This window comes from Chloroherpetonaceae bacterium (assembly GCA_025056565.1).
Taxonomy (GTDB): domain Bacteria; phylum Bacteroidota; class Chlorobiia; order Chlorobiales; family Thermochlorobacteraceae; genus Thermochlorobacter.
Window position 1 is genome coordinate 1 of sequence record JANWWA010000033.1, and the last position, 2,556, is coordinate 2,556.

2 protein-coding genes are annotated in these 2,556 nt (G+C 51.4%); both read left to right on the forward strand.

What is annotated here, in order from left to right; all coding sequences use genetic code 11:
* Positions 1 to 255 precede the first annotated feature (255 nt).
* A complete protein-coding gene (thrS, locus tag NZM05_12495; protein MCS7014433.1) occupies positions 256 to 2,223 on the forward strand; it encodes a threonine--tRNA ligase in 1,968 nt (655 codons plus the stop codon).
* Positions 2,220 to 2,465: a hypothetical protein gene (locus tag NZM05_12500; GenBank protein ID MCS7014434.1), complete on the forward strand. Its 246-nt coding sequence runs from the start codon at positions 2,220 to 2,222 to the stop codon at positions 2,463 to 2,465. Before thrS ends, NZM05_12500 begins: the two co-directional genes overlap by 4 nt.
* Positions 2,466 to 2,556: the final 91 nt, after the last annotated feature.

Below are 2,556 nucleotides of genomic sequence, written 5' to 3' on the forward strand. Positions count from 1 at the left end.
CTTCGCCAATCATTGCTTTCCGAGTTGGAAGCGCGGGGTAGCGACTCTCCCGATGATTGATGAACCAACAAAAGCAGTCGCAAGCGATTAGCCCGAGAACTAATCGCAGTGGGCAGGTATCGTCCAAGCAAGAGTATCATCCGCCAAGTTTTAGGGCGAGCGTTGAATTGCAATGCGGGTATGCATTATCTTTCAGCCTGAAGCATATCAAAACCTTGTCGCTTCGGCAAGGCTTAGGAAGGAATCATCGCAAGAATGTCTGAAACACAGCTTTTAACCGAACAAATTGCGCTCACGCTACCCGATGGCTCTGTGCGCCACTTCCCAAAAGGCACAACGGGAAACGATGTGGCAAAATCCATCGGCAAAAAGCTCTACGAGGACGCGCTCGGCATCAAAGTCAATGGCAAACTGCGCGATCTCAACTTGCCTATTGAAGAAGATGCTACGATTGAAATCGTAACCTTTGACTCCGACGAAGGCAAGGAACTTTATTGGCACAGCAGCAGCCACCTGATGGCGCAAGCGATTGAAGAGCTTTTTCCGGGCACAAAGTTTGGCGCAGGTCCCGCCATTGAAAACGGTTTCTACTACGACATCTCCTCGCCACATCGCTTCACAGAGGAAGACCTTCGCAAAATCGAGGAGCGAATGATGGAAATCGCTCAGCGCGACCTGCCCATCGTGCGCGAAGAAATGACGCGAGAAGAAGCGATTGAATACTTCAAAACCAAGCGCATCGACCCCTACAAGGTTGAAATCCTTGAAGGCATTACAGAGCCAATCGTCTCCGTCTATCATCAAGGCGGATTTACCGACCTTTGCACAGGTCCGCACTTGCCGCGCACGTCAAAACTCAAAGCGGTCAAACTCACGAACATTTCCGCGTCGTATTGGCGAGGCGACTCCAGCCGCGAACAGATGCAACGCATCTACGGCATCTCGTTCCCGTCGGAAAAACTCCTCAAACAACACTTCGCGCAAATCGAGGAAGCCAAAAAACGCGACCATCGCAAAATCGGGCAGGAACTGGAACTCTTTCTCATCTCGCCCAAAGTGGGTAGCGGCTTGCCCATCTGGCTTCCCAAAGGCGCAATCATTCGGCAAGAGCTTGAGAACTTTCTCAAAGAGGAGCAATTCAAGCGCGGTTACCAAGCCGTCTACACGCCGCACATTGGCAGCATTGAGCTGTATAAAACGTCGGGACATTATCCCTACTACAAAGATTCACAATTTCCACCTATCACCTTTACCGATGAGACGGGCAAAGAAGAACAGTATCTTTTGAAGCCGATGAATTGCCCGCATCATCACCAGATTTATGCGGCAAAGCCGCGCAGTTACCGCGAGTTGCCGATTCGCCTTGCGGAGTTTGGCACGGTCTATCGCTATGAGCAATCGGGCGAGCTGAATGGTCTGACGAGGGCGCGCGGTTTCACGCAAGATGATTCGCATATCTACTGCCGTCAAGACCAACTGCAAGAGGAAATCTGCAACGTGATTGACCTCACGCAATTCGTCTTCTCGACGCTGGGTTTCAAAGACGTGCAGACGCGTCTTTCCTTCCGCGACAAATCCAACAAAGCCAAATACGGCGGCACCGATGAACTTTGGGAACAAGCCGAAAGCGACGTGCGCGCCGCCGCCGAAAAAATGAAACTGAATTACTACATCGGCATTGGGGAAGCGAGTTTCTATGGACCGAAAATTGACTTCATTGTGCGCGATGCCATCGGGCGCAAGTGGCAGCTGGGCACGGTGCAAGTGGACTATGTGATGGCAGAACGCTTCAACCTCACTTACACAGGCAGCGACAACAAAGAGCATCGCCCCGTGATTATCCATCGCGCGCCGTTTGGTTCAATGGAGCGCTTCATTGGCGTATTGATTGAAAACTGCGCGGGCGATTTTCCCTTGTGGCTTGCGCCTGTGCAGGTTGCAGTGCTGCCGATTGTCGATGCGATGAATGAATATGCCAGAGAGGTAACCGAGACGCTCAAAGCTGAGAAGATTCGCGCCGAACTGGACGAGCGCAGCGAAAAAATCGGCAAGAAAATCCGTGATGCGGAGGTAAAGAAGATTCCGTATATGTTCGTCATCGGCGAAAAGGAAAGAGCGAGCGGCAGCGTGGCGGTGCGTCGGCACAAGGAAGGCGACAGAGGCGCAATGCCGCTCGCCGACGCGATAGCGACGCTGAAAGAGGAAATTCAAGCCAAGCGATGAGAATTGCGCAACTCAGTCCTGAACAGATTCAGAAAATCAAAGTTGCTGTGAGCAAGGACAAAGAAGCGCTGACGAGTTTTCTCAAAGATAAGATCTACGAAACGAGCGAGAGGTTTTCGGGCTATTTTGCAATTGCTGAAAAGGTTCAGAGAGAGAGTTTTTATGTAACGACGCTCTACCACGAGCGCTTCGCCTTTGAGAACCCAAAGACACGGAAAACCACATCGGGAGCGGGAGAATGACGCAAGTTTTGACAAGGAAGATGACGCGCGAAGAATACTTGGAATTTGAGCGCCACAGCCAAGAACGATACGAGTATGTCAATGGCGAACT

Coding starts and splice junctions, on each gene's coding strand:
- thrS (MCS7014433.1), top strand. CDS start 256: ATGTCTGAAACACAGCTTTTAACCGAACAAATTGCGCTCACGCTACCC.
- NZM05_12500 (MCS7014434.1), top strand. CDS start 2,220: ATGAGAATTGCGCAACTCAGTCCTGAACAGATTCAGAAAATCAAAGTT.